The 11,272-nt window shown below is 45.3% G+C and carries 11 protein-coding genes and 1 pseudogene; 11 read left to right on the top strand and 1 reads right to left on the bottom strand.

What is annotated here, in order from left to right; translation table 11 throughout:
* From AC1DUA_RS23555 to AC1DUA_RS23520, 8 genes are all read left to right on the top strand, one after another.
* Positions 1-966: 2-oxoacid:acceptor oxidoreductase family protein (locus tag AC1DUA_RS23555; RefSeq protein WP_477502083.1), on the top strand; the 966-nt coding region annotated here is incomplete at its 5' end.
* 35 nt (positions 967-1,001) lie between these two features.
* Positions 1,002-3,305 (top strand): thiamine pyrophosphate-dependent enzyme, encoded by a 2,304-nt coding sequence (locus tag AC1DUA_RS23550; protein ID WP_477502082.1) that lies wholly within the window; start codon positions 1,002-1,004, stop codon positions 3,303-3,305.
* A 68-nt stretch (positions 3,306-3,373) separates the two neighbouring features.
* Positions 3,374-3,667 (top strand): hypothetical protein, encoded by a 294-nt coding sequence (locus AC1DUA_RS23545; RefSeq protein ID WP_477502081.1) that lies wholly within the window; start codon positions 3,374-3,376, stop codon positions 3,665-3,667.
* Positions 3,668-3,814: 147 nt separating this feature from the next.
* Positions 3,815-4,603: an SH3 domain-containing protein gene (locus AC1DUA_RS23540; RefSeq protein ID WP_477502080.1), complete on the top strand. Its 789-nt coding sequence runs from the start codon at positions 3,815-3,817 to the stop codon at positions 4,601-4,603.
* A gap of 91 nt (positions 4,604-4,694) precedes the next feature.
* Entirely contained in the window at positions 4,695-5,051 is a 357-nt protein-coding gene (locus tag AC1DUA_RS23535) for a ribonuclease H-like YkuK family protein (RefSeq protein ID WP_477502079.1), read from the top strand.
* 132 nt (positions 5,052-5,183) lie between these two features.
* Entirely contained in the window at positions 5,184-5,690 is a 507-nt protein-coding gene (locus tag AC1DUA_RS23530; protein WP_477502078.1) for an ADP-heptose synthase, read from the top strand.
* Between the two features lie 24 nt (positions 5,691-5,714).
* The gene (locus AC1DUA_RS23525) at positions 5,715-6,755 is read left to right on the top strand and encodes a phosphotransferase enzyme family protein (RefSeq protein ID WP_477502077.1); all 1,041 of its coding nucleotides are present in this window, start codon (positions 5,715-5,717) and stop codon (positions 6,753-6,755) included.
* Positions 6,756-7,283: 528 nt separating this feature from the next.
* Positions 7,284-8,207, top strand: a complete 924-nt coding sequence (locus AC1DUA_RS23520) for an aldo/keto reductase (RefSeq protein ID WP_477502076.1) — start codon at positions 7,284-7,286, stop codon at positions 8,205-8,207.
* On the opposite strand, the pseudogene xerS reads toward AC1DUA_RS23520, so the two are convergent.
* Positions 8,140-9,033, bottom strand: a pseudogene (xerS, locus tag AC1DUA_RS23515) (tyrosine recombinase XerS); the annotation flags it as partial. The gene AC1DUA_RS23520 and the pseudogene xerS overlap by 68 nt on opposite strands.
* Positions 9,034-9,285: 252 nt before the next feature.
* Between xerS and AC1DUA_RS23510 the strand changes: the two are divergent.
* The 3 genes from AC1DUA_RS23510 to AC1DUA_RS23500 all read left to right on the top strand — a co-directional run bounded on the left by AC1DUA_RS23510 (position 9,286) and on the right by AC1DUA_RS23500 (position 11,014).
* Positions 9,286-9,795: an RNA polymerase sigma factor gene (locus AC1DUA_RS23510; RefSeq protein ID WP_477502075.1), complete on the top strand. Its 510-nt coding sequence runs from the start codon at positions 9,286-9,288 to the stop codon at positions 9,793-9,795.
* Between the two features lies 1 nt (position 9,796).
* Positions 9,797-10,675, top strand: coding sequence for an anti-sigma-V factor RsiV (rsiV, locus tag AC1DUA_RS23505; protein WP_477502074.1), 879 nt, complete (start codon positions 9,797-9,799; stop codon positions 10,673-10,675).
* An 87-nt stretch (positions 10,676-10,762) separates the two neighbouring features.
* Positions 10,763-11,014, top strand: coding sequence for a hypothetical protein (locus AC1DUA_RS23500; RefSeq protein ID WP_477502073.1), 252 nt, complete (start codon positions 10,763-10,765; stop codon positions 11,012-11,014).
* Positions 11,015-11,272: the final 258 nt, after the last annotated feature.

Below are 11,272 nucleotides of genomic sequence, written 5' to 3'. Positions count from 1 at the left end.
AGACTGGAATCCATCGGCGGTCTCGGCGCTAATCTGGCAGGTAAGATGCTTGCGGAAGCCGGAGTTGTTGGGGTGGGGTTGAACGGAGTTAGTTTCTCTTCTTATGGTTCTGAGAAGAAAGGATCAGCAGTGAAAGCGCACATTAGATTTTGTGACATGGATACGAGAATACGGGATACATCACCTGTAGAACGACCGCATGTTGTAGGTGTTTTTCACGAATCGCTTTCCAAAACTGTAAACGTTATCAGTGGCATCTATGAAGATAGTACAGTATTAGTAAACTCAACGAAAACACCTGATGAGCTGAAGGAAAAGATGAAGTTAAGAGGCGGCACCATTGCGGTCATCGATGCCATCGGAATTTCACTGGAGGAGAAAAATCGTGTAAACATGGCAATGCTTGGCGCCTTATTCCGGTTATGTGATTTCCTTGATCCGGATGTTATGAGAGGCGTTATTCGTAAATCGTTAGAGAAGAAGTATCCGCTCGCTGTTGCACCAGCCTTACGAACGTTTGATCGCGGTTACAACGAAGTGAAGTTCCAAACGTATGCGCTACCCGAAGGGGAGACAATGCCTGATTTCGTACGTTTCGACACACCCGTTCTTGGATACGAAACGCAGACCATCGGCGGAGTCATTTCGAATCCCGGGAACAGTATTCTAAAGGATTTAAGCATTTCACGTGCGGGGATGATGCCGCATTTCCATGAAGATAAATGTATTCATTGTGCTTCTTGCGATAATGTTTGTCCGGATTTCTGCTTTGTATGGGATGAACTCCCTGACAAAAAAGGGCGTCCGCAGATGTTTCTGCAGGGCATTGATTATCAATACTGTAAAGGTTGCCTCAAATGTGTACAGGCTTGTCCGACCGAAGCGCTCACTGATGAGCGGGAAGAAGACGGTTATGCCGATATTCACCGTATGCCACATCGCTTCAATCTAGCTATAAACTCTTAGAGAGTATTTATGGGAGAAGGGTGGAACTACTCGTTATGTCCATTGATATCAAGAAGGAATTAGGGCAGGCCAAGGTTGAACAGCGCATCGTATACGAGTCAGGCAACGAGATGGCGGCTTATGCAGCTCATCAAATTAATTATCACGTCATGGGATATTTCCCGATTTCTCCATCGACAGAAGTAGCCCAATTCCTAGATCTAATGAAGTCCAACGGACAACATGATATAGTGCTCATTCCCGCAGACGGAGAGCATGGATCTGCAGGTATATGTTATGGAGCCTCAACTGCTGGCGGCCGCGTGTTTAACGCGACAAGCGCCAACGGTTATTTGTATATGTTGGAACAGATGCCGGTGCAGTCTGGCACACGTTTCCCGATGGTGATGAACTTGGTATGCCGTTCTGTCTCCGGTCCACTGAACATCCACGGAGATCATTCGGATCTGTACTATGCCTTAAATACAGGCTGGCCTATTGTGATGTGTCGTGATCCGCAAGCGGTTTATGATATGAATATTCTCGCATTAAAGTTGGCTGAGGATCCGGCGGTGCGTTTACCGGTCTTGGTAGCTTCAGACGGATATTTCACATCCCATCAGAAACGTAGAGTTCAAACGTTTGCTAATCGGGAAGATGTGCATGCTTTCATTGGTGAAAAGCCACAAGGTTACCCGGATACGTTAGATCGGAATAACCCGATCACGGTTGGTCCTTATATGAATGAACCGGACTACATTAATAACYGTTACCAGCAGTCTATGGCGATGTACAAGGCCGAAGAGGTGTATGATCGCATTCGGCAGGAATATGCCGAATTGACTGGCCGTGACTATCCGATTCTGGAACTGTATCGGATGGAGGACGCGGAAGTCGCGGTGTTCCTGATGAATTCGGCATCCGAAATCATCAAAGACGTCGTCGACCAGCTCCGCGAAAAGGGCATCAAAGCCGGATCAATCGCACCGAATATGATCCGTCCCTTCCCTGCCAAGCAGATTGCAGAAGCTTTGCAGCATGTGAAGGCGATCACGGTCGGCGATCGCGCGGATTCCTATGGCGGCCATGGCGGCAATATGGTCAACGAAATTAAAGCGGCACTGTTCACACACGGGAACAGAGATACGCTTGTCATAAGCCGCATATACGGCTTAGGTGGCAAGGACTTTTATGCCGAAGACGGGCATAACCTGTTCCAATTCGCCATTGATGCTGTGCAAAACGGCAAGGTGGAAGTGCCCTTCGATTATTACGGACACACGCCAGGTGATCCAGCGAAAGCTCCGAAGCGGGTACTGACACCGATGAAGTATGAGGATTTAAAGACGGGACTCATTACCGTAACGCCGGATGAGGCCTCAGGTAAGCTGAATGTTCGGATCCCGCCACTACGCGCACTAACCAAGAAGCCGAAGCGCATTGCTCCTGGTCATGGGGCATGTCCGGGCTGCGGCATTTTCTCAGGCTTGGAATTGTTCTTCAAGGGAATCGAAGGCGATATCGTTTCGATCTTCCACACAGGCTGTGCGATGGTCGTAACGACAGGGTATCCCTATTCGGCTCATAAGGCCACGTATATTCATAACCTGTTCCAGAATGGCGCAGCCACGCTGTCAGGGGTTGTTGAGATGTTCTGGGAGCGCAAGCGTCGTGGAGAACTCGATCATTTAGGTTTGAAGGACGATTTCACCTTCGTCATGATTACAGGCGATGGCGGGATGGATATCGGCATGGGGCCAGCCATTGGTGCTGCACTGCGCAATCATAAAATGATTATCCTCGAGTACGATAACGAGGGTTACATGAATACAGGCGCGCAGCTGTCCTATTCAACACCGATGGGTCATCGTACGTCGACATCGAACGTAGGGAAGCACCAAGGCGGGAAGGTCTTCCACCATAAGGACACGGCGCAAATTATGGCGGCTACGCATATTCCTTATGTGTTCACGGGATCAGAAGCTTATCCGCAGGATCTCGTGAAAAAGGCAGCTAAAGCACAGTGGTACGCCCAGCACGAGGGTTTAGTGTACGGGAAGATTCTCATTGCTTGCCCGCTCAACTGGTTGTCCGACGACCAAGAAGGATCAAACATTGTAGGCGCTGCGGTAGATTCCTGTTTCTTCCCGCTATATGAAGTGGAACACGGAATTRCGAGTCTCACCTATAACCCGGAAGATAAGAACAAGAAGATTCCTTTATCGGATTGGCTCAAGACGATGGGGAAAACGAAGCATATGACGAAGCCGGAATATGAGGGCTCGCTCAAATCTTTCGAAGTTGAAGTTGAACGTCGTTGGAATCGCTTGAAGGCAAAACACGAGAACGCTTATTTGTAATAGCAATCATAGGAAAGAGGCACGTTCACCCTGTGCGGTGAATGTGCCTTTTTAATGGAGGAAACCCGATGCCTTATGTTCTGCAAAACAAAAACACGGATCAACTCTTTACCTGCATGCTGGTCAATCATTATGGACTTGCTTATTATGGCGTGAAATATTGGTCAGAGCAAGGGGAGGCGAATGAGCTTTCGCAGGATTTCCTCCTCTCCATAGAGGGAGTTGTGCCTGAAGATTGGCAAGTTATTGAGCTTGAAGAAGGGGAAATGAAGCTCTGCAACGTGAAATTGAAAAATGACCCTAGCTTCTCGATAGGCTGGCTTCCAACAAGAAAACCAGAGGTTCGGAAACTGGAAAAATAAACCTCGTCGTCAATAGGCATTCAGCCATGAGGTGTCAGAAAGTTTCTGACAAAAATCGCAACCTTTCGCCTATTTTCGCCCTTCACCCCATGAATCTATAATAAAGATGTAAGTAAAATATGACATCATGGGAGTGAGGTTGAGGCAATGAAAAAATGGACGTTGGTTGTTAGCTTGATTGTTTTGGCGCTTACTTTTGTTTTACCAGCAGCTATTTCAGCAGATGTAGGTGCTTCGACCCAAGCACAGATCGTTTCGGGGGTAAGTTTCCGAGATCAACCGAACACGTCAAGCCATGTCATCCGGTCCCTGAAAACGAATGAAATCGTCACGGTAACGGATTATGTGACAATCAATTGGTACAAAGTCAAGGATGCTCAAGGTGTGAGCGGCTATGTATCGACGAACAGCAAATATATAAAAATAATCAGCAATGCAGAAATCATTTATGGCGTTAACTTTCGTACGCTTCCGTCATCAGAAAGTGGATCCAAAGTGATTCGCATGCTTAATAAAGGTGAAGAAGTTCTAATTACAGATAAGGTCAATGACAGCTGGTATAAAATTCTGGATGCAAACGGTACAAGCGGCTACGTAAGTACAGGAAGCAAATACATGGTTACTGATTTCTCCGTATTTGTTCCTAACATGCCAGTAGCGGATGAGATCGAAGCAGTGATTTCAGCTGGAAATGTCTACTTAGGCACACCCTACGAGTTTGGTTCCGTACGCAACGATCCGACGACTTTTGACTGCTCAGATTTCGTACAAACGATGTTCTGGGATGCACTTCGTCTCTCGGTTCCGAGTGATTCTGCGTCACAAGGTACTTTCGTGCGATCCTTAGGACCTGTTAGTACAGATTGGACGAAATTAAAGCGCGGGGACTTAATGTTCTTCAGCTCCTACAAAGGCAGCAAACCAGCTTCTTCCTGATTCTAAGGAGAAAGGAAGAACCTTATCTTTGAAACCTTCGAGAGCAAATCACCCACTGGAATTTCGGAACACGACGGAAAGAGGACTAAACTTGGATACGGTTCATGAGAGGATCCTGCATTTCATGCGACTTGAACCGGCAGCTACCTACAAGTTTATCATTGGAACGGATTGTCAGGTGCACTCAGGCCACACCAAATTCATAACAGGTGTAGTGATTCAGCGGCTTGGAAAAGGAGCGTGGGCATGCTATCGTCAAGTGATTGTCCATCGAGCTTTACATTCGATTAAGGAAAAGCTTTCGATGGAAACTACACTTAGTGAAGAGATCGCGACGTACTTTGACGAGGCTAAACGAGAGGATATGGAAAATATTGTTCTTCCTCATCTGTACCAAGGCGCCTCTTTCGATATGTACATCCATATTGATGCAGGTGATGATCATTGAGATCATTAGAGCTGACGGTTTTTTCGTCATTACATCATCTCATTGCTAAAATGTCCTGTGAAAAAAGGATTTCTAACGTTTATTAGCGAAATAAATGCAGGTACAGCTATAGAGAGAGGAGAACGAGTAGACATGAGCAAAACATTTATCATAGAGGCAGTTATGCTCGCTGTGCATGGTCAGTTAATGCTGCCAGGCCAGCCAGTTACCTATATAGTCCCTTATACGAGTATCCAGGAGTTATATGAATTGCAAGCCGGCAGCGAGCCGATCATGTTAGAGGAAGAGGATGATGGTTTCGTCAAACAAATGATTGGCGAGCTAATCGCATTCTTTGAGGAATCTTTTAATAAGAAAAAAATTGAAAAAGCACTTGCTGCTCCATGGCGCAAAAGTCCACCGCTGCCTATTAATGAGCATGTAACCTTAATGATTGTATTAGCCATTGATACAGAGGTGTATGGCGAGCAATTCGACCCCATTGAAACGGAGTTAATCCTCACTTCAATGAAGGAGCAAGCGCCAATATTAACGGATCAGTTCGATTTGATCGAGCGGTTGATTCAAGCCGAAATTCCTGTTCAAGCGTTTGATGTGGAGGACTTCGAATTCGCGGTGGAAGGTGACAATCAGGTTTAGCGAAAGGAGCTGGTGAATACAATTATGCGAGTTAAAGATCTTGAGGAGCAATTGGCCTTATTGCCTGCATACTGGTTTCCTGGTCAAGCTTGGACGATCCGTGTAGGTGCGGGTGGCATGAATAATACAACAAGATTTGTAGATGTGGCAGGCACCTCCTATGTGCTGCGGCTGTACGAAACTCATCGTGATATCGATAAAATCATTTTTGAGCATCGCATTCTGCTTGCTTTAAATAAACGCAAGAATCAACTGCCTTACCGAATTCCAGCGCCAATTGAACTGCCGGACGGTGGAACGGTTGTACAGCTGGATGATAACCAAGGAAAGCTCGCGGCGCTATTTTCTTTTACGGACGGGATGAATCCAACATGGGTGAATGTTCAGCAATTGCTGCGTTATGGGGAAGCTGTGGGTCAGTTATCTGCTGTTTTGGCGACAATAGCTGTCGATTTGAAAGCCGTGTATCCACCTTACTATGAGATTGAAAATATTCATCCTCGCTGCACACCGGATGCGATTCGTGATTTCTGTATGCATCCGCCGGAACCGTTTATCGTGCAGCGTGAGGAGCTACTATATATTTTTGAACGATTTTCTGCGTTATATCAAGCGATTCCCTCACTGCGTAAACTTCCTCATCAGCTTGTGCATGGCGATATTAACGGTTCGAATATGCTAGTGGATGAGGATGATCAAATTACTTCCGTGCTGGACTTTGAATTTATAACACGGGACCTCCGTGTCATGGAAATCGCTGTCTGTTTGTCGGACTTGATTGATCCTGCGTTACCAAAAGCGGAGTTGAAGCGAAATTGTATTGCTTTCTATAAAGGCTACAAACAATTCGTTGAATTAAAGGAAGCGGAAATTCAAGTGCTGCCACTGTTGATCGAACTGCGGAGATTGGACGTCTTTATTCACTTCCTGGGACGATACGCGGATGGTGTTGATCCACAAGGTGTGCTTATTGATATCATACAAAATACATTTGAAAAGACAAAATGGCTGCAGGCACATAGTATGGAGCTTGTGCAATCTTTAGAAAATAAGCAATTAGACTAGATGAACTGTACAACCGTAAGCATGACTGTGAGAATACCCTATAGTACCAAAGGAAAAGGTGGTGCTGGTGGTATGCCAAAAGGTGCTTATCTAGGAAATGTACGTGCAATACCAAATTGCGGCCGTTATTGTACGAATGTATGTACACGTTTGTTTGTAGTTGGCCGGAATCAATGTATCGCAGACTGTTTACGCTGTGCGGGAATTCGTGGAACTGCGAAATCGAAAGCGTTGCTCACGAACAAAGAGATCTATAAACCAAAAGGCAAAGGGAAATGCGGCTGTGGTTGCGGTAAATGCAAGTAAATCCTGAAGCTGTCGAGGCGACTCGGCAGTTTTTTTGTTGTTGACGGAAACGAGTTTGAGAGAGCTTACTAACCTTGAGGTAAGTAAGACACGTTTTTTTCAGCTCTTTTTTTGTTGTCAGGGTTCGCCTATACTGTACTAAGAAACCAAACTTTGGTGAAACTTTAATAGATACTTACAGAGTAAGTTTTCTATGGACATTATGAAGGAGGACGCACGCACATGGTTTATCAAGCAAGTTCAACGCGTTATGCAGAAATGAAATATAATCGTTCCGGGAAATCCGGACTTAAACTGCCAGCGATTTCATTAGGTCTGTGGCACAATTTCGGGGGATTGGATATTCACGAGAATGGACGAGCTATGCTGCTTCGTTCTTTTGACTTAGGAATTACACATTTTGATTTGGCGAATAACTACGGCCCACCTCCTGGATCGGCTGAAGAAATGTTCGGCAAAGTGTTGAAAAGCGACCTCGGCGCTTACCGTGATGAGATGATCATCTCCACCAAAGCCGGTTACCACATGTGGGAAGGACCATACGGGGAGTGGGGTTCCAAGAAAAATCTAGTGTCTTCCTTGGATCAAAGCTTGAAGCGCATGGGTCTTGAGTATGTTGACATTTTCTACTCGCATAGACCAGATCCGAACACACCTTTCGAAGAAACCATGGGTGCTCTTGATCAAATTGTTCGTCAAGGTAAAGCCTTGTACGTTGGTCTTTCTAACTATACAGCCGAACAAACAAGAGAAGCGGTCACGATTCTGAAAGGCCTCGGAACACCGCTGCTCATTCACCAACCTTCTTACAGCATGTTGAATCGTTGGATTGAGGGTGGACTGCAGGATGTGCTGGATGAATTCGGTGTGGGCAGTATCGCTTTCTGTCCGCTTGCTCAAGGTTTGCTGACGAACAAATACGTAAGTGGTGTGCCAAGTGATTCACGTGCAAGCGGGAAAAGTCAATTCCTGAATACGAAGGACATCACAGAAGAGAAGCTGAACCAAATTATTCAGCCGGTGAGGCGTGCCCAAGCTGCTCTTGCGTTTTGTACAAGTCATTTTGTAGGTAGTAATCTGTGGCGAATGAATGTCGCAGCTTATGAACGGATAAATAGGGTTTGCCGAAACGCTTCGCATATTTGATAACGAGCTCTTGTATGGCTCGTTTGGTCATACGAACGCCTTCTTTTTTGCCATTTGCGATGGCAAGGAAGAGGGCTTTTTCTTTTTTCAGCGGCTTATAGTGCGTTTGTCGAATAGCTAGATAATCCGTTAGCGCCCCGATGGCTTCCTGGCGGAAGTAGACAGGCGTTTTGAACGTATCATCATTTTTACCTTTACGGTATACATGGGTCAGCTTCTTCTTCAGATCGATATCATCGACATTCAGATTAAAAACCTCGGACACGCGCAGGCCGGAATTCAAAATCAGCGTAATGATGCAAATATCCCTAATCTTGTTGCGTTCATAAGAGTAGATAGCCTGCTTATTGGAAGCTACATCATGCTCGTATCCGTTCTGGACATAGTCGATGAACTCGACAATCTCCTCTTCCTGCAGCAGCTTACCCTCTAGCTTGGCAGCGCTATCCTTGGGTCTATTTGACCGCTTAATTTCCACTTTGGCCATGACATTTCGCTTCAGCAGTGGGTAGAAATTATCGTCTTCGGCAATTTGACTTAGATAATGGAAAAGGGATCGGAGAGCGGAAAGCTTCCGGTTAATCGTCGTTTTGATATTAGCGTGTTCTCTCCGCGTAGCAAGAAACATGCGGAAGTTATCGACGCTGTCCATATGTAGTTTCTCTAAATCTTCGATGGGTACTTGATTCATCGACGGGGCAGTACTTAATCCTTCGGCTAGCAGCCAGGATAAGAAGATTTCATAATCGCGCACGTACTCCAGCAAAGAAGAAGGAGAAAGATCCGGCAGCTTATAATTAATAAATTTCTCTATATACCAGGGCATGGAGGGGATTCTTTTTTCTAATTCATGGCGGTCCTTGACTTTAATAATGTTCATAGGCTGTAGTCACCTCTCTAACGTATGCATGCTGTAAGTATAGCAGTGGGAGAAAGAAATTGGTAGAAGAAGGATGGCTCTGAGTCCTTACATCCTATGTTATGATAGCGAGATCCAAACTTTATGATGCACTTATACGTCCTACCTCATAGAAGACACATATTAATTCGCGCGTATCAAAGGAGCGTCTTTATACTCATGACCTTACATGCAAATCTGGAAAAATTGTTAATTACCTGTATAACGGAACATAAAGAGCACGTCTACCGCTTGGCATATAGCTATGTGAAGAATCAGGAGGATGCGCTTGATATCGTTCAGGAAGCTATCCATAAAGCGTTTGCCTCGGCGGAATCGTTGAAAAGCACTGCATCAATGAAGAGTTGGTTTTATCGTATTGTTGTAAATACCTCGCTAGATTTCTTGCGGAAGCACAAAAAGATGCAAGTCGTGGACGAAACGATGCTGGAAGCGATGGACCCTGGCAGTGAAGATGTGTATGCCAATATGGATCTGGAGCTGGCGCTGGAAGAGCTGCCAACCATGTATCGTAGCGTGATTACCCTTAGGTATTTCGAGGATTTGAAAATCGATGAAATTGCCGAAGTGTTGAATGAAAATATTTCGACGATCAAAACCCGATTATATCAAGCGCTGCGGCTGCTTCGTATTCGTATGACCGAAGAAGATCTAGAGGAGGTACGCTAAGATGGATAGGAAATTAGACGAGATGAAACAACAATATAGGGATATCCCGATCCCAAATGAGCTTGATTTTATCGTAAATAAAGCCATCAAACAACATACGAAGAAACGGAGCAGCCTCAAATGGCTTACTGCTGCTGCTGCCGCGGTAATTATTTTGGTAACCAGCATTAATACAAGTCCAGCTTTTGCTCATGCCCTGTCGGAAGTACCTCTGGTTGGAAACTTGATTAAGGTTCTTACGTTTAGAGAATATATGTTCAAAGACCAGACTTATGAGGCTAAGTTGGAAGTACCTGTGATTACGGACATGAAAAATAAGGATCTACAGGAATCGCTGAATAATAAATATCAGGAGGAAGCGAAAAAGCAGTATCGTGATTTCATGACGGAAATGGACAGCATGAAAGCAGCAGGCAGTGGAGGGCATTTGGGCGTAAATAGCGGCTATGTGGTGAAGACCGATAACGATCGCATTTTGTCCGTAGGAAGATATGTGGTTAACATGGTGGGATCATCTTCAACTACATTTCAGTTCGATACGATTGATAAAAAGAAAGAAATCCTCATCACTTTGCCAAGTTTGTTTACAGATGAGCGGTATATCGATGTGATCAGCGAGAACATTAAGTCACAGATGATTGAACAGATGAAATCAGACCCGGCAAAGATCTATTGGGTTGAAGGCTCCCCGGCACAGATGAGCGAAGTCTTCAAGACAATAAAAAAAGATCAAAACTTTTATATCAACGAAAGCGATCAACTTGTCATTTCGTTTCAAAAGTATGAAGTCGCGCCAGGTTATATGGGCGTTCCTGAATTCGTGATTCCAACCCCTGTGTTATCCGATCTTCTGGTCAGTAAAGACGAATATCTGCGCTAAGTCAAGCTGCTTTGGATGAGAGGAATAAGATCGGCTCATTTTACTAAAATTAATCCTGTATGGAAAATTCGAGCTGGGGGTTCTTTTATGCCACAACAAGATCAACAAAGTCAGGATAAGCAAAACATGGAACAAATTAAACAGTTTGCACAAAAAGCGGAGCAAGCTGCCGAACAAACCCTGCAGGTAGCTCAGGAGCTCCACTCCCAGGCTACTGCGGCTGCACTCTCGGAAGCGGAACAGGAGATTCAGCAGCTGCAGACGCAAATTAAGGACGCGCAACAGAAATCAGCTACCCTCAAGCAGGAGCTTGATAACCTCCAACAATCTGGGAATTAATTGAAAAAAGGTATTGTCTGTACATGACATGATGTGTTAAGATGTGGAAAATAAACGGAAGGGCTTCTAGGGATCCGAATCCACGCGGATGGCGAACCAAGCGAAGCCGACACGGATTAAGACGTGTTACACCGTAAGGGATAAAAGACCTTCGGAAAGTTCCGCCTGTATAGGCGAAACTGACCGAAGGTCTTTTTTGCTGCAGTGAGATAAAGGACGGTGGACCTGATGGAGTCGATTCGTGTTCAGCAGTTAGGG

It is taken from the genome of Paenibacillus sp. 01T422 (genome assembly GCF_056398785.1).
Note: the sequence above shows the minus strand (reverse complement) of the source record. Positions and strands in the feature narration are given on the sequence as shown.

Coding starts and splice junctions, on each gene's coding strand:
- AC1DUA_RS23545 (WP_477502081.1), top strand. CDS start 3,374: ATGCCTTATGTTCTGCAAAACAAAAACACGGATCAACTCTTTACCTGC.
- AC1DUA_RS23525 (WP_477502077.1), top strand. CDS start 5,715: ATGCGAGTTAAAGATCTTGAGGAGCAATTGGCCTTATTGCCTGCATAC.
- AC1DUA_RS23510 (WP_477502075.1), top strand. CDS start 9,286: ATGACCTTACATGCAAATCTGGAAAAATTGTTAATTACCTGTATAACG.
- AC1DUA_RS23530 (WP_477502078.1), top strand. CDS start 5,184: ATGAGCAAAACATTTATCATAGAGGCAGTTATGCTCGCTGTGCATGGT.
- AC1DUA_RS23500 (WP_477502073.1), top strand. CDS start 10,763: ATGCCACAACAAGATCAACAAAGTCAGGATAAGCAAAACATGGAACAA.
- AC1DUA_RS23540 (WP_477502080.1), top strand. CDS start 3,815: ATGAAAAAATGGACGTTGGTTGTTAGCTTGATTGTTTTGGCGCTTACT.
- AC1DUA_RS23520 (WP_477502076.1), top strand. CDS start 7,284: ATGGTTTATCAAGCAAGTTCAACGCGTTATGCAGAAATGAAATATAAT.
- rsiV (WP_477502074.1), top strand. CDS start 9,797: ATGGATAGGAAATTAGACGAGATGAAACAACAATATAGGGATATCCCG.